The following is a 23983-nucleotide window of genomic DNA, read 5'->3' as shown; positions in this document are numbered from 1 at the left end:
TTTCGGCAATTATCCGTTCGATTCATTGCGCTTGTTGGCGGAGGATGCATCTCCTAGCATGGCCGTCATCGCCGCGTCGTCACATGCCCCGGGCGGACGCCGCGGCACCGGCAGCCCTTTTCCGGAGTTCCCATGTCCTTCGCTTCCCGCGTCGCCCGCCTGGGCGCGACCTGCCTACTGGCGGCCACCGCCGCGGCCCCCGCGCCCGCAGCCGACGCTTATCCGAGCCGTCCCGTCACGATGGTCATCCCCTTCCCGCCCGGCGGCGGCGCCGACGTGCTCGGCCGCGTCATCGCGCAGAAGCTGGGCGAGACGCTGGGCCAGCCGATGGTGATCGACAACCGCGCGGGCGCCGGCACCCTCATCGGTGCGGCCTTCGTGGCCAAGGCGCCGGCCGACGGCTACACGCTGCTGCTGAGCTCGGGCACCACCTTCACCGTGAACCCGGCCATCCGCAGCAGCCTGCCCTACGACCCGGTCAAAAGCTTCGAACCCATCGGCGTCACGGGCCGCGCGAGCCTGGTGCTGCTGGCCCATGCCGACGTGCCGGTCAAGACTTTCGGGCAGTTCGTTGACTACGTGAAGGCCGCGCCAGGCAAATATCCCTACGGCTCGTTCGGCAGCGGCACCACCTCGCATTTCGCGGGCGAGGCCGTGCTGGCGGCCGCCGGCCTGAAGATGACCCACGTGCCCTACAAGGGCAGCGCGCCGGCCATGACGGACCTGATCGGCGGCCAGGTGCCATTCACCTTCGACACCGTGACGGCCGCCATCCCGCAGCTCAGGAGCGGAAAGATCCGCGCCATCGCCGTGACCAGCGCCCGGCGTTCCTCGCTGCTGCCCGAGGTGCCCACCATGGCCGAGAGCGGCTACCCCGCCATCGACATGGACACCTGGCTGGCGCTGATGGCGCCGCGCGGCCTGCCTGCCGACGTGAAGGCGAAACTGGAGCAGGCGCTGGCCAGCGTGATGAAGGACGCCGAGACGCGCAGCAAGCTGGTCGCGCAGGGTTTCGAGCCCGTGCACGTCGATGCGGCGGGTGCCGCCGAGCTGATCGGCAAGGAACTCCCGGCCATGCGTGCGCTGGCCCAGCGCGCCCACATCACCGCGGATTGAACGCCGTGCCTGCCCTGAGCCCCGACACCCCCCGGAGCGGCGCGCTGGTCGAGCGCTCCGCCGTCGAACTGCGCCGCCTGATCGGCAGCAAGCAGATCTCGCCCGTCGAGCTGCTCGAGGCGTGCATCGCACGCATCGAGGCCGTGAACCCCCGGGTCAATGCCATCACGGCCACCTGTTTCGAGCGCGCGCGCGCCGAGGCCCGCGCCGCCGAGAAAGCGGTGCTGGCCGGCGAGCCGCTGGGCCTGCTGCACGGCCTGCCGCTGGGCGTGAAGGACCTGGAGCCCACCGAAGGCCTGCTGACCACCTGGGGCTCGCCGATCTACCGCGACCATGTGCCGGCGCAGGACATCGAGCTGGTAGCGCGCCTGCGCCGCGCCGGCGCCATCGTCACGGCCAAGACCAACGTGCCCGAGATGGGCGCGGGCGCCAACTCGCGCAACAGCGTCTGGGGCGCCACGGGCAACCCTTTCAACCCAAACCTCAACGCCGGCGGCTCCTCGGGCGGATCGGCCGCGGCACTGGCCTGCGACATGCTGCCCGTGTGCACCGGCTCCGACACCGGCGGCTCGCTGCGCATTCCGGCCGCCAAGTGCGGCGTGGTGGGCTTCCGGCCTTCGCCCGGCGTGGTGCCCAGCGTGCGCAAGCCACTGGGCTGGACGCCCCTCTCGGTGGTCGGCCCCATGGGCCGCACGGTGGAAGAGGCCTGCCTGCAGCTGGCCGCCTCGGCCGGCATGCACCCGGGCGACCCGCTGAGCTACCCGCTGGACGCCCTCTCCTTCCTGCAGCCCGCAGCGCTGGACCTGGGCCGCCTGCGCGTGGCGTACACGGAAGACTTCGGCACCTGCGCCGTGGACGAAGACATCCGCGCCACCTTCCGCCGCAAGATCGGGGCCCTGCAGCACCTGTTCGCGCGCTGCGACCCCGTCGCGCTGGACATGGGCGAGGCGCACCGCTGCTTCGACGTGCTGCGCGCCGAAGCCTTCGTGGCCGGCGTGCAGGCTGCCTACGAGCGCGACCCGGGCAGCCTGGGCCCGAACCCGCGCGCCAACTACGAGATGGGCGCGCGCATGAGCCTGCTGGACGCGGCCTGGGCCCAGGCGGAGCAGACGCGGCTGATCAAGCGCTTCGCGCAGACCTTCGCCGACTACGACCTGATCCTGTCGCCGACCACGCCGGTCTCGCCCTTCCCCTGGACGATGCCGCATGCCGCCACCATCAACGGCGAGCCGCAGGCCAACTACTACCGGTGGCTGGCGCTGACCTACGTGGTCACGCTGACCACGCACCCCGCCATTTCCCTGCCCTGCGGGCTGGACCATGCAGGCATGCCCTTCGGGCTGCAGATCGTGGGCGGCTTCCGCGCCGACCACCAGGTGCTGGCCGCGGCGCATGCGCTGGAGCAGGTGTTCAACGGCGAGCCCGAGCTGCGGCGCCCGCGTCCGGACCTGACGAACATGGCCACGGCCGAGCCAGCCCTGCGCTCCATCGTCACGGCGCCGCCGGTGCTGGATGGCCGTGGCGCGACGAGCGCGGCGGCGACGGCGGTCTGAGCGGCCCGGCGCACCTTCGGCGCCTCCGCACCAACAAGAGAAAGGGCGGCCCTGCGGCCGCCCTTTTTCGCACCTGCCCGCGGCGCCTGGCTCAGGCAAACAAGCGCTTGTGCTGCTCGCGCAGCAGCGCCTTCTGCACCTTGCCCATGGTGTTGCGCGGCAACTCGTTCACCACGAAGCAGCGCTTGGGGATCTTGAAGTTGGCCAGCTTGCCCTTGAGTTCGGCCACGATGGCGTCGGCCTGGAGCGAGGCGCCGGGCTTGGGCACCACCAGCGCCACGCCCACTTCGCCGAAGTCCGGATGCGGCACGCCCACGAGCGCGCTTTCGGCCACGCCCGGCATCTCGTTGATGAAGCCCTCGATCTCGGCCGGGTAGACGTTGTAGCCGCCGCTGATGATCAGGTCCTTGCTGCGGCCCACGATGGTGACGTAGCCCAGGCCGTCGATCTTGCCCACGTCGCCGGTCTTGAAGTAGCCGTCGGCGGTGAACTCCTCCTTCGTCTTCTCGGGCATGCGCCAGTAGCCGGCGAAGACGTTGGGGCCGCTGACCTCGATGTTGCCGATCTCGTCCACCGCGCAGTCGCGCGGCTCGCCCTGCTCGTCGTAGGCACGCACGCGCAGGCTCACGCCCGGCAGCGGAAAGCCCACCGTGCCGCCGCGCCGAGCCCCCTGCACCGAGGTGTAGGGGTTGGACGTGAGCATGATGGTCTCGCTCATGCCGTAGCGCTCGAGGATCGTGTGGCCCGTGCGTTGCTGCCACTCCTGGAAGGTCTCGATCAGCAGCGGCGCCGAACCGGCGATGAACAGGCGCATGTCCTCGCACTGGCGCTGGCCCAGCAGCGGCTCGGCCAGCATGCGCACGTAGAGCGTGGGCACGCCCATGAACACCGTCGCGTCGGGCAGGCGCGCGACCACGCGCTTGGGGTCGAACTTGCCGAACCAGATCATCTTGCTGCCGTTGAGCAGCGCGCCGTGAATGGCGACGAACAGGCCGTGCACGTGGAAGATGGGCAGCGCGTGCAGCAGCACGTCGCCCTGCGTCCAGCCCCAGTAGTCCTTGAGCACTTCGGCATTCGACAGCAGGTTGCGGTGCGTGAGCATGGCGCCCTTGCTGCGGCCCGTGGTGCCGCTGGTGTACAGGATGGCCGCGAGGTCCTCGGGCTTCCTGGCCGCCACCGCATGCTCGTCGCTGCATTGCGCGGCCAGCTCCAGCAGCGTGCCGGTGCGGTCGTCGTCGAGCGTGAACACGTGGCGCGTGCCGGCCTTCTGCGCGATCGGGCCCACCCAGCCCGCGTTGGCGCTGGTGCACACCACCACCTCGGGTTCGGCATTGCCGATGAAGTAGTCGATCTCGGCGCTCTGGTAGGCCGTGTTGAGCGGCAGGAACACGTAGCCCGCGCGCAGCGTGGCCAGGTACAGCAGCATGGCCTCGACCGACTTCTCCACCTGCACCGCCACGCGCGCGCCCGGCTGCAGCTTCAGCGCGCCCAGCAGGTTGGCGATCATGGCGCTGGCCCGGTCCAGGTCGCGCCACGAATAGTGCAGCCCGTCGTCGGTTTCCACCGCGATGGTGTCCAGGTCATGCGGGAAGGCGGCGCGCAGGTGGGCGAAGAGATTGGCGTTGTCGGGCTTGCTCATGGCAGTGGCAGGGAGGGGTTGGCAATCCGGCTGGGTGGCACGTCGGAGTGTTCGGGGTGAATGGACCGCCTGTCGCCGGCGGCCCGGCGGGTTCCGGGTCTCACGGGGCAGGTGGCGCGTCAGAAGCGCGGCGGCCGCTTGTCCAGGAAGGCCTGGATGCCCTCGCGGTGCTCGGCCGTGTCGGCGTAATCGTAGGCAGTGGGCAGCCATTGCGCCAGCCATGCCTGCTGCGAGGGGCCGGCCTGCAGGCCCCGCAGCAGCGCCTTGTGGGCGCGCGCAGCCTGCGGCGCCAGGGCAGCGACCTGCGCGAGCTTGCGCGCGGCGGCGTCGGGCAGTTCGGCATCGGGCAGCACCTCGGTCAGGAAGCCCGCCTCGCGCAGGCGCGCGGCGCCATGCACCCCGGCGGCCAGCAGCATGTCGCGCGCCAGCACGTCGCCGATCGCGGCGCGCACGAGCGCCGCCTCGCGCGGCGCCATCGGAAAGCCCAGCCTGGCGATGGGCGCGCCGAACGTCGCCGAGTCGCCGGCCAGGCGGATGTCGCAGCAGCTTGCGATCTCGATGCCGGCCCCCATGCAGGGGCCCGTGATCTGCGCCACCACGGGCACCGGACAGGCCAGGATCGCGGCCAGCGCCGCCCAGACCTCGTCCTCGTGGAAGGCGCGCAGGCTTTCGGGTGCGAAGCGGAAGGCCGGGTACTCCGAGATGTCGCCGCCGGCGCAGAAGGCCGCGCCCTCCCCGCGCACCCGCACGGCGCGAAGCCCGGCATCGGCCGACAGTTCGTCGAATACCGCCCGCAGTTCGCGCCACATGGCCCGGGTCATCGCATTGAGCCGCCCGGGGTTGCAGAGCGTGACCGTCGCCAGCGCCTCCTCGCGCTGGACGGAAATCGTGACCGCTTCATTCATGGCGCACATTCTGTCCAAAAAACAACGCGCCCCTGCCGCCATCTGCAGGGGCCCTCTCGGGGCACCCACGGGACCGGCTGTGCCGGACCGTCGGGTGCGCCCCCCTCGCGCAGCAGAGGGGGGAGCCGCGAAGCGGCCTGGGGGGTGTCATTCCAGCTTCGCGCCCGAGGCCTTCACCACGCCCGCCCAGCGCTGCACCTCCGCATGCACGAACTGGCCGTAGGCCGCGCCCGCGACGTTCGGGATCTCGGAGCCGTTGCTGGCCCAGATGGTGCGCAGCTCCTCGGCCGCCAGCGCCTTGCGCATCTGCTCGGTGATCTGCGCGAGGGCCTCCGCCGGTGTGTTCCTGGGTGCCCACAGGCCGTACCAGGTGGTCACCGTGTAGTCCGGCAGGCCCACCTCGGCCGCGCAGGGCACGTCGGGGAAGGCCGGGTTGCGCTTGCTGCCGGCCACCATCAGCGCCTTGATGCGGCCGGCCTTGATGTGCTGGGCCGAGGAGCCCAGGCCGTCGAAGCCGCAGTCCACGTTGCCGGCGATCAGGTCCTGCAACATGGGGCCGGCGCCCCGGTAGGGAATGTGGGTGATGAAGGTGCCGGTCTGCAGCTTGAACAGCTCGCCCGCCAGGTGGTGCGAAGTGCCGGCGCCGGCCGAGGCGTAGTTGAGCTTGCCCGGGTTTCTCTTGGCGAAGGCGACGAACTCCTGCAGCGTGTTCTGCGTCACGCGCCGGGGGTTGACCACCACCACCTGCGGCACGTTGGCCAGCAGCATGACGGGGATGAAGTCCTTCTCGATGTCGTAGTCCAGCCTGGGATAGATGGCCGGCGCGATGGCATGGTGCACGGCGCCCATGAACAGGTTGTAGCCGTCGGGCGCGGCCTTGGCCGCAATGCTCGCGCCCACGGTGCCGCCCGCGCCGCCGCGGTTGTCGATCACCAGCGTCTGCCCCGTCACCTTGGAGAACTGCGCCGCCAGCGGCCGCGCGAAGGCATCGGTGCCGCCGCCGGCCGGAAAGGGCACCACCAGGTTCACGGGCCGGCTGGGCCAGCCGGACTGGGCGTGCACGCCACCGCCGGCCAGCAGCAGGCCGGCGCCGGCGGCGGTGAGGCGCAGCATGTCGCGCCGCTGCATTCCATGGGTCATTGTCTTGTCTCCTGCTTGTGGTTCGTGGCGCCGGGGCCGTGGCGGCGCCTTGTGTGCGATCGGCCCGGGAATCTCGGGGGAAACGTGCGGTGCCTTCGCCGTTCAGGCGGCGCCGGTCTCGCGCGGCCCCGCGGCCGCGGCCTTGAGGAACAGCCCTTCCACGTCGCCCGACACGGGCACCTTGCCCTGCGCCAGCAGCGCGCGGTGCTTGTCCAGCCGCTTCAGGTCGTAGAGGTAGTTCACCATCAGGCCCCAGGACTGGCGCTGGCCCTTGGCCGAGGGGTCGGCGGCCCAGTTGAGCCGCTCCACACGGGCGCCGTTGCCCAGGTGGAAGCGCGCCACCGCGTCGATGGGCTTGCCCTCGCGCAGGCCGCGGCCCAGGTATTCGGCGGCCGCCTGCATGAGCCACTGCCGCAGCGGCGACTTGGGACCGAGCGCCTGCGCCTCGTCCAGCGCCGCGATCAGCCGCTGCGCCGTGGGCGGCATGGCGCCCAGCAGCCGGCCCAGCGCCTGCGCCTGCCGCTCGGGCAGGCGGTCCAGCAAGGGCTGCGCGTTCTGCGACAGCCAGCCGCGCAGGCCGGGGATCGGCGACAGCGTGGCGAAGGTCTTGAGCTTGGGAAACTCCTCGCGCAGCGTCTCCACCACGCGCTTGATCAGCGAATCGCCGAAGCTCACGCCGCGCAGGCCGGTCTGCGTGTTGCTGATCGAGTAGAAGATGGCCGTGTCGGCCTTGCGGGCGTCGGCGCTGGCCTGTTCGTCCAGCAGCGGCGTGATGCTGTCGCTCACGGCCTCGGTCAGCGCCACCTCCACGAAGATCAGCGGCACGCCCGGCAGCCGCGGATGGAAGAAGCCATAGCAGCGGCGGTCGCGCTCGTCGAGCCGGTTCTTCACGTCCGACCAGCTCTTGATGTCGTGCACGGCCTCGTACTGGATCAGCTTCTCGATCAGCGACGCGGGCGAATCCCAGCTGATGCGCTGCAGTTCCAGGAAGGCGACGTCGAACCAGGTCGAGAACAGCTGCTCCAGCTCGGCGTCCAGCACCGACAGGCGACGGTCCTTCTTGACTTCGGGCAGCAGTTCGGCGCGCAGCTCGATCAGGAAGCGCATGCCCTCGGCGGCCATCGAGAAGCGCTGCAACAGCCGCGCGCGCGGCGACAGCAGCGCCCGGCGCAGCTTCACCTCGGCCTGCGCGTACTCGGGCGATCCGGGCTGCGCGGCCTCGAACTGCTCGCGCGCGGCCTGCAGGCGCCGCGCGTCGGGCGCGAAGCATTCGCAGATGAGGAGCCACCAGTCGCGCCGCTCGTCGGGCGACAGGCCCGCATATTCCTGCGCCAGCGCCGAGGCGCGCCGCCCGCCTTCGACCTCGCTCACGCGCGGGTCGATCACGGCCCGCATGTCTTCCAGCGCCTTGCGCAGCGCGCGCGGCGGCAGGGCCTCGCCATGGCGGCGCAGGGTCGCCTCCATGCGTTCGGCCAGCGTGCGCGGGGCACGCGTGTCCTCGCCGCCTTTCCTGGCCGCCGCCGGCGCCGCAGCCGCCGCCTTTTCGTCCGCCGTGCCCGTGCGCAGCAGCGACACGCCGCGCTGTATCCAATCCGAAGCCGTCATGGCTGGCTCTCCCCTTTCACAGAAAAACAAAACATCACCGCCAGCGAAGAGCCGCCGCGAGGCTTGGCCCGCGCACCGCAAGCGTCCTGAAGAAGCGCCTTCATCCGATCCGCCTCGCCTTTTCCTGCGTGGCCAGCACGCGCAGGGCTTCGCGCTGGCGGTTCAGGTGCGTCCGCATGGCCGCCTCGGCGCCTTCGCAGTCGCGCGCCTTGAGTGCCGCGAACACGGCCAGGTGCTCCGACAGGCTCTGCGCCAGCCGGCCCGGCGCCTGCAGGGTCTGCAGCCGCGCCAGCCGCAGGATCTTGCGCAGGTCGGCGATCACCTGCGCCAGCCAGCGGTTGTCGGCCAGCCGGATGATGGCTTCGTGGATCACGTAGTTGGTGTCGTAATAGTCCTTGATGCGGCGTGCGCGCGCATGCCGCGCGAGCTTCTCGTGCAGGGCCTCCAGCGCCTGCAGTTCGGCGTCGCTGGCGTGCAGGGCGGCTTCGTAGGCGCAGCGGCCTTCGAGCAGCGCGATCACGGGGAAGATGTCGTCCAGGTCCTTGTCCGTGATCTCGGCCACGAAGCAGCCGCGCCGCGGCTCGTGCCGCAGCAGGCCTTCGGCCGTGAGCACCTTGAGCGCCTCGCGCAGCGGCGTGCGCGAGATGCGCAGCCGCTGGCACAGGGCCGGTTCGTCCAGGAAGGCGCCGGGCGGCAATTCGCCCTCGAAGATCAGCCCGCGCAGCTGTTGCGCGACATCTTCGTGCAGGGAACTGGGCTCGAGGCGCATGGTCATCCGGGAAGAGCGGCACGGCATGGGAACGCCGCAAGGCGCCCGCCCATGCGGGCCGCACGGCCTGCGGGGCCAGCATGCGCGGGGCATCTTCCGCCACGCATGCTGTAATTACGCGTAATTCTGATCCCCTGCGCGGGGCGTGGCAAGCCGGCGGGCGCTGTGTAAACCCTGCCCCGGCGCTACAGTGCCGGTTCGTCCCTGCGCTGCAGGCCCTGCCCATGGGATGCCCGTGTCCTCTTCCCGCCCCCTTTCCCCGCCGCATCCACCGCGCCCCGCGCGTGCGCCCCGCAGCTCCGGCAGCCAGCGGCGCGCGCGCACGCCCTGCCCGCTGCCGACGCTGGACGGCCTGAGCCCCAGCTGCGTGGCCTTGCCGCCCGGTCCCTGGGCACAGGTGCTGGATTTCCTCTGCGAGCGCTTCCCGCAGGTGCCGCGTGCCGATTGGGTGGCGCGCATGCAGGCCGGCCGCGTGGTCGACGCCCAGGGCCGGCCGGTCCCGCCCGAGCGGCCCTATGCCAAGGACCTGCGCGTCTGGTACTACCGGGAACTGCCCGACGAGCCCCCCGTCCCGGGCGAGGCGCGCATCGTCTTCCAGGACGAGTGGCTGGTGGTGGCCGACAAGCCGCATTTCCTGCCCGTCATTCCCTCGGGCCGTCACGTGCGCGAGACGCTGCTGGTGCGCCTCAAGAAGCAGTTGGGCCTGGACACGCTGGCGCCCATCCACCGCATCGACCGGGAGACCGCCGGCCTGGTGGTGTTCGCCATCCAGCCGGCCACGCGCGGCGCCTACCAGCGCCTGTTCGAGCAGCGGCTGGTGGCCAAGCGCTACGAGGCCCTGGTGCACTGGCCGCCGCCGCGCCCCCTGCCCGCGGTCTACCGCAGCCGGCTCGAATCGGTGTTCATGCGATCGCAGGAAGTGGCCGGCGAGCCCAACAGCGAAACCGCCATCGACATCCTGGCCGAGCACGGCCCCGTCGCTCACCTGGCGCTGCGGCCGCACACGGGCCGCAAGCACCAGCTGCGCGCCCATTGCTGCGCGCTGGGCGTGCCGATCCTGCATGACGGGATCTACCCGGCCCTGCGGCCCGAAGGCGCGGACGACTTCGCGCGGCCACTGCAACTGCTGGCCCAGGCCATCGCCTTCACCGACCCGGTGACCGGCGCGCCACGGCGCTTCGAGAGCGCCCGCACGCTCGACGCCGCCGTCGCGCGCACCGCGGCGACGGGCCGCTAGAAGGCACGCCCCCTCAGGCCGGGCGCTGCAGCCGCAGCCGGCGCGCCCGGTGCCGGCGCACGGTGCGCCGGCCCATGCACTGCAGCCAGCGCAGCCGCACCGGGGACAGGCAGGCCTGCGTGACCCCCGCGGCCACCGCGCCGAGCAGAACACCCACGACCACATCGATGGGGAAATGCACGCCCAGGCCGACGCGGCTCCAGGCGATGAGCAGCGCCATCGGCACCGCTGCGGCCGTGAGCACCGGCCGGCGCCAGAAGGCCAGCGACACCGCCCAGGCGGCGGCGACGGTGGCATGCATGCTCGGGAAGCTGGGCGAGGCCGGGTGCACGAGCCAGGGCGTGCCCAGGCCCAGCACGAAAGGCCGCGGCTGCGGCCAAGCCGCCTGCAGCGCGCGCGCGGCCAGCCAGGCCAGCGCCATGGCCGCCAGCACGATCAGCACGTCGCGCCGCAGCACGCGCGCCCGGGGCCCCAGCAGCAGGGCCAGCACCAGCATGAGCACCAGCACATCGGGCAGGACGTTGGACGCGAAGCGCGCCAGGTGCACCAGCGCGGGCTCCTCGCCGCCCGTCACCGGATCGGGGTTGAGGGCGAGGAACAGGTCTTCGTGGGCGTCGCCGGCTTCGGCGAACCAGGGAGATGAAAAAAAAAAGCTCACGCGCGGCTTATACCCGCGCGCGGCGGCAGGCCGATGGCAGCCCGGGGCGCCTTGGGGTTGAGCTTTCGCAGCGGGGCGGCCTGTGGCAGGCAGGCACGGCGGCGGCGTGCGCCGTCCCTGCGCGCCCGGTGCCGGTCAGAGCGCGAGGCGCCGGCGCGCGGCCGCGTATTCACGCTTGAGCTTGTCGATGTAGGCCGCGGCCGTGGCCACTTCGGTGATGGCGCCGATGCCCTGGCCCGAGCCCCAGATGTCCTTCCAGGCCTTGACCTTGTCGCCGCTGGCGGTCGAGAAGTTCATGGTCTTGAGGTCGCCCTCGGGCAGGTTGGCCGGGTCCATGCCGGCCGCCACGATGCTGGGCGCCAGGTAGTTGCCGTGCACGCCCGTGAACAGGTTGCTGTAGACGATATCGTCGGAGCTGCCGGCCACGATGGCCTGCTTGTAGGCGTCGCTGGCGCGCGCCTCCTCGGTGGCGATGAAGGCGGTGCCGATGTAGGCGAAGTCGGCGCCCATGGCCTGCGCGGCCAGCACGCCGTCGCCGGTGGCGATCGAGCCCGACAGCGCGAGTGGTCCGTCGAACCACTGGCGGATCTCCTGCACCAGCGCAAAGGGACTCTTGACGCCCGCATGGCCGCCGGCTCCGGCCGCCACGGCAATCAGCCCATCGGCGCCCTTCTCGATGGCCTTCTTCGCGAAGCTGTTGCTGATGATGTCGTGCAGCGTGACGCCGCCATAGCTGTGTACGGCATCGTTCACGTCCGTGCGCGCGCCCAGGGAAGTGATGACGATGGGGGCCTTGTACTTCACGATCAGGTCCATGTCGTGGTCGAGCCGGTCGTTGCTCTTGTGCACGATCTGGTTGATGGCGAAGGGCGCGGCAGGCCGGTCGGGGTTCGCCTTGTCGTGGGCGGCCAGTTCCTCGGTGATCTCGGCCAGCCAGTCTTCCAGCTGGGAGGCCGGGCGCGCGTTGAGCGCGGGCATCGACCCAACCACGCCCGCCTTGCACTGGGCGATGACGAGCTTGGGCGTGCTGATGATGAACAGCGGCGAGCCGATGATGGGCAGCGGCAGATGGGCCAGGGCGCCCGGCAGCTTGGACATGGGGTCTCCTTGATGAGGAACGGCAAAGAAAGCGGAGCCAGCGGACCGGCGCACGCGGCGCGGCAGACGCAACGCACGCAGGAAGCGCATCCAGTGTGGCGGATGCGCGCCCGCACGTCTTGCGTCTAGCGCTTGTCGCGCGCCTCGCGCCTGCAGGGCCGCAGGTTCAGAAAGCGTCCAGCGGCAGGGCCGTGACGCTGCCGGCGCCCTCGACGATCGCATCGCGTGCGCCCGGCGCCTTGGACAGGATGTGGTCGGCGTAGAAGCGCGCAGTGGCGATCTTGGCCTGCATGAAAGCCTGGTCCTGGCCCGCGGAAGCGAGCTGCTGCGCCACCAGCAGCGAGCGGGCCAGCTGCCAGCCCGCGACCAGGTTGCCGGCCAGCATCAGGTAAGGCACGCTGCCCGCGTAGACGGCATTGGGCGCAGCGCGGCTCTGGCCGACCATGAAGTTCACGACGTCGAGGAAGGCCTCGCGCGCGGCGCGCAGCCGCTCGGCCACGGCCTTCGCGTCGGCGCTGCCGTCGGCGCGCAGTTCGGCCTCGGTCTTCTCGACCTGCGCCGCGATGGCCTTGGCCGTCTGGCCGCCGTCGCGCGCGGTCTTGCGGCCCACCAGGTCGTTGGCCTGGATCGCCGTGGTGCCTTCATAGATGGTGAGGATCTTGGCGTCGCGGTAGTGCTGGGCGGCGCCGGTCTCTTCGATGAAGCCCATGCCGCCGTGCACCTGTACGCCCAGGCTGGTCACTTCCAGGCTCATCTCGGTGCTGTAGCCCTTGACCAGCGGCACCAGGAATTCGTAGAAGGCCTGGTTCTGCTGGCGCGCACCCGCGTCGGGATGGTGATGCGCGGCGTCGTACGCGGCCGCGGCCACGGCGGCCATGGCGCGGCAGCCCTCGGTGTAGGCGCGCATGGTCATCAGCATGCGGCGCACGTCGGGGTGGTGGATGATGGGCGCGCTGCCGGCCACCGAGCCATCGACGGGGCGGCTCTGCACGCGCTCGCGCGCGTAGGCCACGGCCTGCTGGTAGGCGCGCTCGGCCACCGCGATGCCCTGCACGCCCACGGCATAGCGGGCGGCGTTCATCATGATGAACATGTATTCGAGGCCGCGGTTCTCTTCGCCGACCAGATAGCCGACGGCGCCGCCATGGTCCCCGTACTGCAGCACGGCCGTGGGGCTGGCCTTGATGCCCATCTTGTGTTCGATGGACACGCAGTGCACGTCGTTGCGCGCACCCAGGCTGCCGTCCGCGTTGACGAGGAACTTGGGCACCACGAACAGGCTGATGCCCTTCACGCCCTCGGGCGCGCCGGCCACGCGCGCGAGCACCAGGTGGACGATGTTGTCCGCCATGTCGTGCTCGCCGTAGGTGATGAAGATCTTGGTGCCGAAGACCTTGTAGCTGCCGTCGGGCTGCGGCTCGGCGCGGCTGCGCACCAGGGCCAGGTCGCTGCCGGCCTGGGGCTCGGTCAGGTTCATGGTGCCGGTCCACTCGCCGCTGACCAGCTTTTCCAGGTAAGTGGCCTTGAGCGCATCGGAGCCGGCCGTGAGCAGCGCTTCGATGGCGCCGTCGGTCAAGAGCGGGCACAGGGCGAAGCTCAGGTTGGCGCTGTTGAGCATTTCCACGCAGGCGGCGCCAATGGTCTTGGGCAGCCCCTGGCCACCGAAATCGGTGGGGTGCTGCAGGCCCTGCCAGCCGCCCGAGGCGTACTGCGAGAAGGCCTCCTTGAAGCCCGGCGTGGTGGTGACCACACCCGCCTTGAAGGACGAGGGATGGCGGTCGCCTTCCACATTGAGCGGCGCCACCACGTCCTGCGTGAACTTCGCGCATTCCTCCAGCACGGCCTGGGCCGTGTCCAGGCCGGCTTCCTCGAAGCCCGGCAGCTTGGCGATCTCTTCGATGCGCGCCAGGTGCTCGATGTTGAACAGCAGGTCCTTCAGGGGGGCGGTGTAGCTCATGGGGTCTCCGGGTGCGGAATGCGGCTGCGGGGGGAACGGTGCAGGCGCGTAAAAGGCGAAAGGCGAAGCGGGAAGGCGCGGGCGGAAAAAAGGGCATCGCAAGCGATGCCCTGTGCGGGATCAGGCCTGGTGGTCCCAACCTCAGAGGGCCTTGACCAGCTCCGGCACCGCCGTGAACAGGTCCGCCTCCAGGCCGTAGTCGGCCACGCTGAAGATCGGCGCTTCCGGGTCCTTGTTGATCGCCACGATCACCTTGGAGTCCTTCATGCCGGCCAGGTGCTGGATGGCGCCCGAGATGCCCGCGGCGATGTACAGCTGCGGCGCGACGATCTTGCCGGTCTGGCCGACCTGCAGGTCGTTGGGGGCATAGCCCGCGTCCACCGCCGCGCGGCTGGCGCCGATGGCCGCGCCCAGCTTGTCGGCCAGGGGCGTCATCACTTCGTTGAACTTCTCGCTGCTGCCCAGGGCGCGGCCGCCCGAGACGATGATCTTGGCAGCCGTCAGCTCGGGACGGTCGCTCTTGCTCACCTCACGGCCCACGAAGGCGCTCTTGCCGCTGTCGGCCACGGCGTCCTTCGTTTCGATGGCGGCGCTGCCGCCGGCGGCGGCCGCCGCGTCGAAGCCCGTGGTGCGCACGGTGATGACCTTCTTGGCATCCGACGATTGCACGGTGGCGATGGCATTGCCGGCGTAGATCGGGCGCTCGAAGGTGTCGGCGGACACGACCTTGGTGATGTCGCTGATCTGGGCCACGTCCAGCTTGGCGGCCACGCGCGGGGCCACGTTCTTGCCACTGGCGGTGGCCGGGAACAGGATGTGGCTGTAATCGCCGGCGATGGCCAGCACCTGGGCGGCCACGTTCTCGGCCAGGCCATCGGCCAGGCTGGCGCCGTCGGCGTGGATGACCTTGGCGACGCCGGCGATCTGCGCGGCGGCCTTGGCGGCTTCGCCGGCGTTCTGGCCCGCGACGAGGACGTGCACGTCGCCGCCCGCGGCAGCCGCGGCGGTGACGGTGTTCAGGGTGGCCGGCTTGATGCTGGCGTTGTCGTGTTCAGCGATGACGAGTGCGGTCATGGTGTCTGTGTTCCTTGTGCGCTGGCCTCAGATGACCTTGGCTTCGTTCTTGAGCTTGTCCACCAGGGCGGCCACATCGGCCACCTTCACGCCGGCGCCGCGCTTGGGCGGCTCGGCGACCTTCAGGGTCTTCAGGCGCGGCGCGACGTCCACACCCAGGTCCTCGGGCTTGACGGTGTCCAGCTGCTTCTTCTTGGCCTTCATGATGTTGGGCAGCGTCACGTAGCGCGGCTCATTGAGGCGCAGGTCGGTCGTGATCACGGCGGGCGTGCTCAGGCTCAGGGTCTCCAGGCCGCCGTCCACTTCGCGCGTGACGTTCACCTTGTCGCCCGCGACTTCGACCTTGGAGGCGAAGGTGGCTTGCGGCAGGTCGGCCAGGGCCGCCAGCATCTGGCCAGTCTGGTTGGCGTCGTCGTCGATGGCCTGCTTGCCCAGGATGACCAGGCCGGGCTGTTCCTTGTCCACCAGCGCCTTGAGCAGCTTGGCCACGGCCAGGGGCTGCAGTTCCTCCGTGGTTTCGACCAGAATGCCGCGGTCGGCGCCGATGGCCATGGCGGTGCGCAGGGTTTCCTGGCACTTGGCATCGCCGGCGGAGACGGCAATCACTTCCGTCACCACGCCCTTCTCCTTCAGGCGCACCGCCTCTTCCACGGCGATCTCGTCGAAGGGGTTCATGCTCATCTTGACGTTGGCAATGTCCACGCCTGTGCCATCCGACTTCACGCGGACCTTCACGTTGTAATCCACAACCCGCTTGACGGGGACCAGAACCTTCATGAGCTGAACTCCAATGAATTGAGAAACCGGTGCTGAAAATCCGGGGCAGCCGGCCATTATAGGCAGCGCCCCCAACCCAGGCTTTCCATTCCAGACACCGCGGCAGGGGCGCATCAGCGCCGGCCCTGCACCGAAGATGCAAATGGATGGCTAAAAAAGCACGATCGTGCTTTTCCGAAAAATTATAAGCCAGGCTCACGCGGCGTCGAGCCCGGGATCGCGCGATCCGGGGGCAAGGCTGTCACCCGCACGACCCGCTGCGGCCCCGGAATCTCGATGCCGGCCGCGCGCAGCCCGTGCAGGATGGCCGTGTGCACGTCCGAGCGGACGTTGTCCTTGCCCTTGTCCGGATCGGCCACCCAGTAGTTCAGCGTGAACTCCAGCCCGTCGGCTGCGAAGTTGGTGAAGTGAGCCACCGGCACGGGCTCCTTCATCACGCGGGGCTGGGCCTGCGCCGCGCCCACCAGAATGGCCTGCACCTGCGCCACGTCGGCGCTGCCGTCCACCACCACCACCGTCTGCAGGCCGAATTTGAGGTCGGCCTGGGTGAGGTTCTCGACCCGGCCCGTGATGATGGACTCGTTGGGCACGATGGCCTCGCGCCCGTTGCCGGCGCGGATGAGCGTGTAGCGCGTCTTGATGTCGGTGATGCGGCCCTCGAAGGCATCGACCTTCACGTTGTCGCCGATGCGGATCGAGCGCTCCAGCAGGATCACGAAGCCGCTGACGTAGTTGGCCGCCAGCTTCTGCAGGCCGAAGCCCAGGCCCACGCCCAGTGCGCCGCCCAGCACCGACAGGGCCGTGAGGTCCACCCCCACGGCCGACAGCGCGAACAGCAGGCCGATCAGCAGCAGCAGGGCGCGCACGGCGTTGGAGGCCACCTTGCGCATGGACAGATCGGTGACCGCCTCGCGCAGCACGCGCTTCTCGATGGTCGCGGCCACCCACAGCGCCAGCGTGAGCACCACGCCGGCCGAGATCAGCCCTTCGAACAGGGTGCGCAGGCTGACGCTGTTCTTGCCGAAGCCCAGCGTGATCTGGTCCAGCTCTTCCACCACGGGCTGCAGCAGGCCCACGATCCACAGCACGGCGCCCGCCCAGGCCAGCCAGGAGATCGTGCGCTCCACCAGCCGCACCAGGCTGGAAGCCGGAAACGCCAGCCGCAGCACGCGTGCGAACAGCCGGATCGCCGCCAGTGCCAGGAAGGCCGAGACGCCGATGCGCAGCAGCAGCACGGGCTGGAACTGCGACATGCCGCGCCGCGCCAGCTCCACGAAGACGAGGGCCAGCAGCGGGAACATCAGGCCATCGAAGATGCGCGCCCCGAACCAGATCGAATCGGGCGCCTGGTCGCGGCCGAACCAGCGGCTCACGCCCCAGGCCAGGACCAGGCACAGCACGAGCAGCGCGCCCTCGAAGGCCAGGCTGCGCGCGTCAATCTGCTGCAGGCGAAGAAGAAAGCCGGCCCAGTCGCTGACCGGCTGTGTCACCGCGCTCACGGGGCGCTCAGAGCTCGGCCATCACGCGCACATGGGCCTCCACGCTGCGGCCCAGCGCCCCAAGGGCGTAGCCGCCTTCCAGCAGAGACACCACTCGGCCCTGCGCGTGCTTGCGGGCCACCTCCATGATGCGGTCGGTGATCCAGACGTAGTCGCTCTCGGTCAATCCCAGTTGGCCCATCTCATCCTCCCGGTGGGCATCGAAGCCGGCGCTGATGAAGATCATCTGCGGGCGGAAGGCCTCGAGCCGCGGCATCCAGAGGCAGTCGATCATCTCCCGCACGTCCATGCCCTTGGTGTAGGCCGGGATCGGCACGTTCAGCATGTTGGGCGCCGGGTCGTCGGTGCCGCTGAAGGGGTAGAAGGGATGCTGGAAGATGCCGACCATCAGCACGCGGTCGTCGCCAGCCAGGATGTCCTCGGTGCCATTGCCGTGGTGCACGTCGAAGTCGACGATGGCGACCCGCGACAAGCCGTGTTCATCAAGCGCATGGCGCGCCGCGATCGCCACGTTGTTGAGGAAGCAGAAGCCCATCGCCTGGTCGCGGCAGGCATGGTGGCCGGGCGGACGCACGGCGCAGAAGGCATTGGCCAGCTCGCCCTGCAGCACGGCGTCGGTGGCCGCGATGGCCGCCCCTGCCGCCCGGCGCGCGGCCAGCAGGGTGCTGCGGTTGAGCGAGGTGTCGGGGTCGACCTGCGCGTGGTCCGGGCCGCCCACGCCTTCATCGGCCACCAGCCGCTGGTGCAGGGCCTCCAGCTTTTCCAGGTGTTCGACGCTGTGGGCACGCGTGATCTGCGCCAGCGTGGCCAGGGGAATGTCGTCGTGGCGGCTCAGCGCGTCGGCCACGCCGGTGATCAGCAGCCGGTCTTCGATCGCATCCAGCCGGGCCGGGCACTCCGGGTGGCCGCCGCCCATGTCATGCTTCCAGAAGTCGCGGTGGATGAAGTAGCCGGTGCTTGCCATGGATCGCTGGGCGCCCCAGGCTCTGTCGGCACACGCCTTGCTGCGCATCTGCGCGACAGGCGGCATGCAAAGCGTGGGGCTTGTCTCGGTTTCAGGGTCGGGCATGACCACACGGCATCAAGGTCTCCGTGTGCATGCGCTATCGTTTGCATATGGATACAAAAATGGACGTTGCGGCCAAGCTTGCCAGTCTGCTGAATCAGCTTAACACGGTGATCGTCGGCAAGGAGGCCCAGGTGCGCGACTGCGTGGCCTGCCTGCTGGCGGGCGGCCACCTGCTGATCGAGGACGTGCCCGGCGTGGGCAAGACCACGCTCGCGCATGCGCTGGCGCACACCTTCGGGCTGCAGTTCTCGCGCGTGCAGTTCACCTCCGACCTGATGCCGGGCGACCTCTCGGGCGTGGCCATCTACGACCGCGGGCAGCAGGCCTTCGTCTTCCACCCCGGGCCGCTGTTCACGCAGGTGCTGCTGGCCGACGAGATCAACCGCGCCAGCCCCAAGACGCAGAGCGCGCTGCTCGAAGCCATGGAAGAAAAACAGGTGACGGTGGAAGGCGAGACCCGCCCGCTGCCCAGCCCCTTCTTGGTGATCGCGACCCAGAACCCGCTGGACCAGCTGGGCACCTTCGCCCTGCCCGAGTCGCAGCTGGACCGCTTCCTGATGCGCATCTCGCTGGGCTACCCGGACCGGGCCGCCGAGCGCGAACTGCTGTCGGGCCGCGACCGGCGCGAGATGCTCACGCAACTGCCTGCCCTGCTCACCGCCGGTGAACTGCACGCGCTGCAGCAGCGCGTGCTGCAGGTACACGCGGCCGAGCCGCTGCTCCACTACCTGCAGGACCTGGTGGACGCCACGCGCTCGGGCCGCTGGTTCCTGCAGGGCCTGTCGCCGCGCGCGGCCATCGCCGTGCTGCGCGCGGCCAAAGCCCAGGCGCTGCTGGCGAACCGCGACTACGTGGCGCCCGACGACGTGCAGGCGGTGCTGCCGCAGACCATCGCACACCGCCTGACGCCCGTCGGGGACGCGGGCCGCGGCGCCGTCGCGCAGGTGCGCGCGATGGTTGCGGCCACGCCGCTGCCCTGATGGCGCCCTCCTCCAAGGCCGCGTCCTTCCCGGGCTCCGCCGCACAGCCCACGGAAGCGGCCGCGCGCGGCGCGCGTTCGCTGCGCCAGCGCATCGACGCCTGGTTCCTTGCGCGCCGGCCGCCCAGCGACCAGATCACGCTCACGCAGCGCAATGTCTACATCCTGCCCACGCGGGCGGGACTGATGCTCGGCATCACCCTGGCGGTGCTGCTGCTGGCCTCGATCAACTACCAGCTCAACCTGGGCTACCTGCTCACCTTCCTGCTGGCCGGCTGCGCCGCCGTGGGCATGCAGGTGTGCCACGGCACCCTGCGCGGGCTCGACCTGCACCTGCTGCCGCCCGAGCCGCAGTACGCGGGCAGCGCCGCCGTGCTGCGCGTGGTGCTGCACAACGCCCGCCGCAGCCCGCGCTTCGGCATCGGCCTGGCGGTGCACGGCCTGCAGCAGCGCCGGAACAAGAAGGCGGCCTCCGCCGTTCCCTGGGCCTGGACCGACGTGCCCGGCCAGGGGCAATCGACCGTGGAGGTCGCCTTCCAGCCGCCCCGGCGCGGCTGGCAGGCCGTGCCGGCGCTCACGGCCGAAACCCGCTTTCCGCTCGGCACCTTCCGCGTCTGGACGGTCTGGCGCCCGGCATCGCAGGTGCTCGTCTATCCGCAACCCGAACCCCATCCGCCGCCGCTGCCCGCCGGCCAGCCGCGCGGCGGCCCGGCCCTGGCCTCGGCCAGCACGCAGGGCGCGGGCGAGTACGACGGCGTGCGCGCCTACCGCCGCGGCGATCCGCTCAAGCTCGTGGTCTGGAAGAAGGCCGCGCGGGCGCAGGCCGCCGGCTCCCAGGAGCTGGTCAGCCGCGATGCGGCCATCGCCCAGCGGCACGAACTGTGGCTGGACCTGGCCAGCGCCGGCCTGCCCGACGCCGAAGCCCGCCTCTCGCGCCTGACGGCCTGGGTGCTGCAGGCCGACCGGCTGGGCCTGGACTACGGCCTGGACCTCGGTGCGCGGCAGCTGCGGCCCGCGCAAGGCGAGGCGCACCGTCGCGCCTGCCTCGAAATGCTGGCGACGGCATGAATGTCATGACTCCCACACTCCGCTGGCGCGCACGCCTCGTCGAGATGCCGCGCGAGGCCCGCGACACGCTGTTCCTGCTGGGCGTGATCGCCCTCATCGTGCTGCCGCAGGCCGCCCACCTGCCGCTGTGGTGCGTGGGCCTGGCGCTGGTGGTGCTGGTGTGGCGCGGCGCCCTGGCGCTGCAGTCCCGGCCGCTGCCCAGCCTGGCGTGGCGGGTGGGCCTGCTGGCGCTGGCGCTGGCGGCCACCTGGGCCACCCACCGCACGCTGATCGGCAAGGAAGCCGGCGTCACGCTGATCGTGGTGCTGCTGGCCCTCAAGACCCTGGAGCTGCGGGCGCGCCGCGATGCCTTTGTGGTCTTCTTCCTGGGCTTCTTCGCGATGCTCACGAACTTCTTCTGGTCGCAGTCGCTGCTCACGGCCGCGGCCATGCTGCTGGCGCTGCTGGGGCTGCTCACGGCGCTGGTCAACGCCCACATGCCGGTGGGCCGCCCGTCACTGGCGCAGGCCGCGCGCACGGCGGGCTGGATGGCCCTGGCCGGCGCGCCGGTGATGCTGGCCCTGTTCATGTTCTTTCCGCGCCTGGCGCCGCTGTGGGGCACGCCCAACGATCCGCTGACCGGCCGCACCGGCCTGTCGGACAGCCTGCGCGTGGGCAGCATCGCCGAACTGGTGCTGGACGACGGCCTGGCGGCGCGCGTGCGCTTCGACGGCGACCGCATCCCGCCTCGCCCGACGCTGTATTTCCGGGGTCCGGTGCTGTCGGAGTTCGACGGCCGCGAATGGAAGGCGCCGCCGCCCTGGGAGCGCGGCGGGCTGCCGGCAGACCTGCGCGTGCGCGGCCAGCCGGTGGGCTACGAGATCACGCAGGAACCCAGCAACCGGCCCTGGCTGCTGTCGCTGGACGTCATGAAAGAGGCGCCCGACATTCCGGGCCTGCGCACTTTCCAGACGCCCGATCTGCAATGGATGACCTACCGCCCACTGGGCGACCTGGTGCGCTACCGGGCGACGAGCTACCCGGACTTCGAGAGCGGCCCGCTGCGCCACACCCCGGCCCTGGATCGCTACCTCCGCCTGCCGGCGAACCGCGACCCGCGCACGGTGGAGCTCGCGCAGCAGCTCCAGGCCCAGGCGCGCGCCGCGCAGCCCGAAGGCGACCTCGCGCCGCGCCTGGTCGACGCGGCCCTCACGCGCCTGCGCACCGGGGGCTACAGCTACACGCTGGAGCCCGGCCTGTACGGCGACGACACCGCCGACGAGTTCTGGTTCGTGCACAAGGCCGGCTTCTGCGAACACATCGCCTCCGCCTTCGCGGTGCTGATGCGCGCGGCGGGCGTGCCGGCACGCATCGTCACCGGCTTCCAGGGTGGCGAGATCAATCCGGTCGACCGGTACTGGACCCTGCGCAACAGCGACGCCCATGCCTGGGCCGAAGTCTGGCAGGAAGGCAAAGGCTGGGTGCGCGTGGACCCGACCGGCGCCATTTCGCCCGATCGCATTGGCCAATTCCGGCGTCTGGCCGGCGAGCCCGGCCTCATGGCCAGCGCCATCGGCACCCTCAGCCCCACCCTGATGCAAAACCTCCGCGCCACCTGGGAGGCCCTGAACAACCGCTGGAACCAATGGGTGCTCAACTACACCCAGAGCCGCCAGTTGGACCTGCTCAAGAAGCTGGGCTTCGACAGCCCCAGCCTGGCCGACCTGGCCTGGGTGCTGCTGATGCTGGTGATCACCGCCAGCCTGGGCGGCGCGGCCTGGACGCTGTGGGAGCGCCGGCGCACCGACCCCTGGCTGCGCCTGCTGGCCCAGGCGCGCGCGCGCCTGGGTGTGCTGGGCCTGGAGGTGCCGGCCCATGCCGCGCCGCGCCAGATGGCCGAGCTGCTGGCACGCCAGCCCGATGCCGCCGCGCAGGCCGGGCTGCGTGACTGGCTGCTGCGCCTGGAAGCCTGGCGCTACGCGCGCACCCCCCCGGCCGCCGGGCTGGGCGCGCTGCGCCGCGAGTTTCGCCAGTTCCGCCCTCCGCGGGCGCCGCGCACCTGAACACGGACGCAGAGCCGCCAGGCGCCACGGCACAATCCGGCCGATGCTCCGTCCCGCCCTGCGCTCCGCCCTGGCCGCCGCCCTGATCGGCCTGACCGCCACCGCCGCCCTTCCCGCCGCTGCCCAGGCCCCCTCGGGCAACGCCGTGCGCGGCACCACGCCCTATGCCACGCGCGCCGATGCCATGGCCTTTGCCGACGAAGTGGCGGCGCGCCGCCAGCTGGACCGCGACTGGGTGCGCCAGACCCTGGGCCAGGCGCGCTTCCTGCCCAACGTGCCGCGCCTCATGCTGCCCGCGCGCACGCCCACGCAGAAGAACTGGCGCGTGTACCGCAGCCGCTTCATCGACCCGGTGCGCATCGCCGCCGGCGCGCGCTTCTGGCGCGACAACGCCACCACGCTCGCGCGCGCCGAGCAGGAGTTCGGCGTGCCGGCCGAGATCATCGTCGGCATCATCGGCGTCGAGACCATCTACGGCCGCGACATGGGGCGCTTCCGCGTGCTCGACGCGCTGGCCACCCTCTCCTTCGACTTTCCCGACGCACACCCGCGCGCGCAGCAGCGCCGCGCCTTCTTCCGCGAAGAACTCGAGAGCTTCCTGTCCACCGAAAGCCGCACGCACGAGGACCCGACCCGCCCGCTGGGCAGCTACGCCGGCGCCATGGGCATGCCGCAGTTCATGCCCAGCAGCATCGCCAAGTACGCGGTCGACTACGACGGCGACGGACGCATCGACCTGGTGAACAACCCGGTGGACGTGATCGGCTCGGTGGCCAACTACTTCAAGGCCTTCGGCTGGCAGCCCGGCCTGCCCAGCGTCTACCCCGTGCGATTCGACCCCGCGCGGCTGAGGATGGACGTGCTCATGGCGCCCGACATCCTGCCCACCTTCAGCGTGGACAGCTTCGTGGCCGCCGGCGCCGAACTGCAGGGCGAGGCGCTGCGGCACCCGGGCCTGCTGGCGCTGATCGAGCTGCGCAACGGCGAGGATGCGCCCAGCTACGTGGCCGGCACGCAGAACTTCTATGTCATCACGCGCTACAACTGGAGCAGCTACTACGCGATGTCGGTGCTGGACCTGGGCGCCGAGGTCAAGGCCGCGCTCGCGCAATGACACAGGACGCCAACCTGCCCGCGCGGCATCCGCCGCATGACGCACTGCTTCGGCACTGGCAGCAGGCCTGGCACGACCTGGCCCGGCCCGCCCCGCAGCCTGTGTTCGATGCGCTGATCGCCGCCTGGTCCGAACCCTGGCGCCACTACCACACGCTGCAGCACCTGGGCGAATGCCTGGACGCGCTGGCCCGTGAACGCGCGCAGGCGCGGCACCCCGGAGAGATCGCCCTCGCGCTCTTCTTCCACGACGCCGTGTACGACCTGCAGGCCAGCGACAACGAGGCGCGCAGCGCCGACTGGGCCGACCGCGCCCTGACCGGCGCCGGCCTGCCGCCCCAGGCCGTGGCCCGGGTGCATGGGCTGGTCATGGCGACCCGCCACCAGGCCGCGCCGACCGAACCCGATGCGCAGCTGCTCGTGGACATCGACCTCGCCATCCTCGGCGCACCGCCGGCGCGTTTCGCCGAGTACGAAGCGCAGATCCGCCGCGAGTACGCCCATGTGCCGCCCGAGGTCTTCGAGCCGCGGCGCGGCCGCATCCTGGGCGGCTTTCTCGCGCGCAGGCCGCTCTATCAGACCTCGGGCCTGCAGGCGCGCTGCGAAGCGCAGGCACGCCTGAACCTGGTGCAAGCCATCGCGGCCGCCGGTTCCTCGCACTGAACCGCGCGGCCCGCGGCCGGAA

The 23983-nt window shown here is 70.8% G+C and carries 20 protein-coding genes; 8 read left to right on the top strand and 12 right to left on the bottom strand.

Going from position 1 to position 23983, the window contains the following annotated elements:
• Positions 1-132: 132 nt before the first annotated feature.
• Both LG388_RS19340 and LG388_RS19335 read left to right on the top strand, forming a co-directional pair.
• Positions 133-1116 (top strand): tripartite tricarboxylate transporter substrate binding protein, encoded by a 984-nt coding sequence (locus tag LG388_RS19340; protein ID WP_225784303.1) that lies wholly within the window; start codon positions 133-135, stop codon positions 1114-1116.
• 5 nt (positions 1117-1121) lie between these two features.
• Positions 1122-2669, top strand: a complete 1548-nt coding sequence (locus tag LG388_RS19335; RefSeq protein ID WP_225784302.1) for an amidase — start codon at positions 1122-1124, stop codon at positions 2667-2669.
• A gap of 91 nt (positions 2670-2760) precedes the next feature.
• Here LG388_RS19335 and LG388_RS19330 read toward each other — a convergent pair whose 3' ends face one another.
• From LG388_RS19330 to LG388_RS19310, 5 genes are all read right to left on the bottom strand, one after another.
• The gene (locus LG388_RS19330) at positions 2761-4308 is read right to left on the bottom strand and encodes a malonyl-CoA synthase (protein ID WP_225784301.1); all 1548 of its coding nucleotides are present in this window, start codon (positions 4306-4308) and stop codon (positions 2761-2763) included.
• 119 nt (positions 4309-4427) lie between these two features.
• Positions 4428-5213, bottom strand: coding sequence for an enoyl-CoA hydratase/isomerase family protein (locus LG388_RS19325; protein WP_225784300.1), 786 nt, complete (start codon positions 5211-5213; stop codon positions 4428-4430).
• A 147-nt stretch (positions 5214-5360) separates the two neighbouring features.
• A complete protein-coding gene (locus LG388_RS19320; protein WP_225784299.1) occupies positions 5361-6353 on the bottom strand; it encodes a tripartite tricarboxylate transporter substrate binding protein in 993 nt (330 codons plus the stop codon).
• Between the two features lie 102 nt (positions 6354-6455).
• Positions 6456-7958 carry a malonyl-CoA decarboxylase gene (locus tag LG388_RS19315; RefSeq protein WP_225784298.1) on the bottom strand — a complete coding sequence of 501 codons (1503 nt, stop codon included), beginning with the start codon at positions 7956-7958 and terminating at the stop codon, positions 6456-6458.
• Between the two features lie 100 nt (positions 7959-8058).
• A complete protein-coding gene (locus LG388_RS19310) occupies positions 8059-8727 on the bottom strand; it encodes a GntR family transcriptional regulator (RefSeq protein ID WP_225784297.1) in 669 nt (222 codons plus the stop codon).
• A gap of 235 nt (positions 8728-8962) precedes the next feature.
• On the opposite strand from LG388_RS19310, the gene LG388_RS19305 reads away from it, so the two are divergent.
• Positions 8963-9964 (top strand): pseudouridine synthase, encoded by a 1002-nt coding sequence (locus LG388_RS19305; RefSeq protein ID WP_370630201.1) that lies wholly within the window; start codon positions 8963-8965, stop codon positions 9962-9964.
• 13 nt (positions 9965-9977) lie between these two features.
• Here the strand turns inward: LG388_RS19305 and LG388_RS19300 are convergent, their stop codons facing one another.
• The 7 genes from LG388_RS19300 to LG388_RS19270 form a co-directional block, all read right to left on the bottom strand.
• Entirely contained in the window at positions 9978-10622 is a 645-nt protein-coding gene (locus LG388_RS19300) for a phosphatase PAP2 family protein (RefSeq protein WP_225784296.1), read from the bottom strand.
• 135 nt (positions 10623-10757) lie between these two features.
• A complete protein-coding gene (locus LG388_RS19295; RefSeq protein ID WP_225784295.1) occupies positions 10758-11720 on the bottom strand; it encodes a nitronate monooxygenase family protein in 963 nt (320 codons plus the stop codon).
• Between the two features lie 166 nt (positions 11721-11886).
• A complete protein-coding gene (locus LG388_RS19290) occupies positions 11887-13677 on the bottom strand; it encodes an acyl-CoA dehydrogenase (protein WP_225784294.1) in 1791 nt (596 codons plus the stop codon).
• 141 nt (positions 13678-13818) lie between these two features.
• Positions 13819-14751 (bottom strand): electron transfer flavoprotein subunit alpha/FixB family protein, encoded by a 933-nt coding sequence (locus tag LG388_RS19285; RefSeq protein ID WP_225784293.1) that lies wholly within the window; start codon positions 14749-14751, stop codon positions 13819-13821.
• Between the two features lie 27 nt (positions 14752-14778).
• Positions 14779-15528 carry an electron transfer flavoprotein subunit beta/FixA family protein gene (locus tag LG388_RS19280; RefSeq protein ID WP_225784292.1) on the bottom strand — a complete coding sequence of 250 codons (750 nt, stop codon included), beginning with the start codon at positions 15526-15528 and terminating at the stop codon, positions 14779-14781.
• A 182-nt stretch (positions 15529-15710) separates the two neighbouring features.
• Positions 15711-17018, bottom strand: a complete 1308-nt coding sequence (locus LG388_RS19275; protein WP_225784433.1) for a mechanosensitive ion channel family protein — start codon at positions 17016-17018, stop codon at positions 15711-15713.
• Positions 17019-17034: 16 nt separating this feature from the next.
• The gene (locus tag LG388_RS19270; protein WP_225784291.1) at positions 17035-17991 is read right to left on the bottom strand and encodes a histone deacetylase family protein; all 957 of its coding nucleotides are present in this window, start codon (positions 17989-17991) and stop codon (positions 17035-17037) included.
• 164 nt (positions 17992-18155) lie between these two features.
• On the opposite strand from LG388_RS19270, the gene LG388_RS19265 reads away from it, so the two are divergent.
• Genes LG388_RS19265 through LG388_RS19245 form a run of 5 tightly spaced genes read left to right on the top strand, consistent with a single transcriptional unit; the run spans position 18156 to position 23961 of the window.
• Positions 18156-19076, top strand: a complete 921-nt coding sequence (locus LG388_RS19265; protein WP_225784290.1) for a MoxR family ATPase — start codon at positions 18156-18158, stop codon at positions 19074-19076.
• On the top strand, positions 19076-20143 hold the full coding sequence (locus LG388_RS19260) for a DUF58 domain-containing protein (protein ID WP_225784289.1): 1068 nt from the start codon (positions 19076-19078) through the stop codon (positions 20141-20143). The genes LG388_RS19265 and LG388_RS19260 overlap by 1 nt, the downstream gene beginning before the upstream one ends.
• Positions 20144-20148: 5 nt before the next feature.
• Positions 20149-22185, top strand: a complete 2037-nt coding sequence (locus LG388_RS19255; RefSeq protein ID WP_225784288.1) for a DUF3488 and transglutaminase-like domain-containing protein — start codon at positions 20149-20151, stop codon at positions 22183-22185.
• A 43-nt stretch (positions 22186-22228) separates the two neighbouring features.
• Positions 22229-23299, top strand: coding sequence for a lytic murein transglycosylase B (mltB, locus tag LG388_RS19250; protein WP_370630200.1), 1071 nt, complete (start codon positions 22229-22231; stop codon positions 23297-23299).
• Entirely contained in the window at positions 23296-23961 is a 666-nt protein-coding gene (locus tag LG388_RS19245) for an N-methyl-D-aspartate receptor NMDAR2C subunit (protein ID WP_225784287.1), read from the top strand. The genes mltB and LG388_RS19245 overlap by 4 nt, the downstream gene beginning before the upstream one ends.
• Positions 23962-23983: the final 22 nt, after the last annotated feature.

Origin of the sequence: Xenophilus sp. Marseille-Q4582, from assembly GCF_916700565.1 — a bacterium.
GTDB lineage: Bacteria > Pseudomonadota > Gammaproteobacteria > Burkholderiales > Burkholderiaceae_C > Xenophilus.
Note: the sequence above shows the minus strand (reverse complement) of the source record. Positions and strands in the feature narration are given on the sequence as shown.